The sequence below is a fragment of the Oceanivirga salmonicida genome (assembly GCF_001517915.1).
Taxonomy (GTDB): Bacteria; Fusobacteriota; Fusobacteriia; order Fusobacteriales; family Leptotrichiaceae; genus Oceanivirga; species Oceanivirga salmonicida.
Window position 1 is genome coordinate 1 of record NZ_LOQI01000142.1, and the last position, 1,043, is coordinate 1,043.

A 1,043-nucleotide genomic window follows, 5' to 3' on the forward strand; every position below is an offset into this window, starting at 1 on the left:
TGAATATATCCAAAAGAATAAAGAAAGAATATTTAAAATATTCTTAAATGATGATTGGAAAAGTGGAGAAGCAGTAAAGTTCAAATTAGATGTATTGAGAAATATTGATTTTAATAAAAAAAATCATAAATTCTATTTTCGTAAAAATAGGAATGCAAATATTAAAAATTATGCAATTACACCAATTGATGAAGATAATTCAAAAGAATTTGTAAAAATACAAGAAAGAGAAAAGCAATTTTTTAATAAAGAAATAAAATATGAAGATATAGATTGGGGAAAATATATAGAACATATGGGAGATTATCCAGTATTAATAATGTATGTAGAAGAAAGAGTTCCTAATACTAGTGGAGAAGGATATTGGATTTTTGATTCAGATATAAGAGAAGGTGAAATTGAATATACACCAGAAAAAGTAAAAGCATTAAAAGAGTTATATAAAGAGTTTGAAAAATACTATAATAAAGATACTTTTACATTTGCAATATATGATTTATAGGAAAAAGAATTGAACATATTTTAAATATGATTCTATAATTGAAAAATTTACTAATAAAAAAATTATCATAGAATAAAAAAGGAGTAAAAAGATGATAGAAAGCATAAAAGGATTTTTTTTCATATTAGTGGGATTTATCGCATTTTTACTCCCTCCATCATGTTATTCAAATCATAATAGTAAAGCAGATAAAAAAATGATAATTAAAGAATATAAGGAACAAAAAAATATAATAATAAATGAAGATGATATATCAGTACATTATTATAGTTCTATTGAATTTCCAGAAGCAGCAAGTTATGTTGTAGAACATAATAAACCCCAAAAATTAAAAACAAATTATTTTAAAATAAATTATGAAAGCCGTTTGAAAGAAAAAGATTTAAAACTAGATATTCATTATGTTAGAGAAAAAGAATATATAATAAATGAATTGCTATATGATAAGTCAAAAGGAAATCATTTTGAAAAAATAGATGAATATATCCAAAAGAATAGAGAAAGAATATTTAAAATATTCTTAAATGATAATTGGAAAAAT

The 1,043-nt window shown here is 21.4% G+C and carries 2 protein-coding genes; both read left to right on the forward strand.

The features are described from left to right. Nucleotides 1-502 (forward strand): hypothetical protein (locus AWT72_RS09845; RefSeq protein WP_197407659.1); only part of this gene is annotated, 502 nt, incomplete at its 5' end. A gap of 91 nt (nucleotides 503-593) precedes the next feature. Next, a partial coding sequence (locus tag AWT72_RS08640) for a hypothetical protein (protein ID WP_156413141.1) occupies nucleotides 594-1,043 on the forward strand: 450 nt, incomplete at its 3' end.